Here is a 231-nt window from a genome sequence, read left to right as displayed (position 1 = left end):
CGGCGAACACCGTCCCGGGCATCGACATCAGCCCGGACAAGATGCTCATGGCGCCGGTCTTCTCCTACCCGGGCGCTCAGCGCTACCGGGTCGGGACGAACTACAACGAGCTGCCGGTCAACCGCCCGGTCGCGCCCGTCCACAACTACGCGCAGGACGGCGCCGGCCGCCACGGCTTCGCGCCCGCCGACGCACCGGTCTACGCTCCCAACTCGTTCGGCGGGCAGTCGG

At 71.4% G+C, this 231-nt stretch carries 1 protein-coding gene; it reads left to right on the top strand.

The window, feature by feature from the left end; genetic code table 11:
* On the top strand, nucleotides 1-231 hold a 231-nt coding region (locus tag SB754_RS23250), incomplete at both ends, for a catalase (RefSeq protein ID WP_410784598.1).

Source organism: Leifsonia sp. SIMBA_070 (assembly GCF_046534635.1).
In the GTDB taxonomy this organism is placed as follows: Bacteria; Actinomycetota; Actinomycetes; order Actinomycetales; family Microbacteriaceae; genus Leifsonia.
The sequence above is the reverse complement of the archived record's forward strand: the minus strand, read 5'-3'. Positions and strand labels throughout refer to the sequence as shown.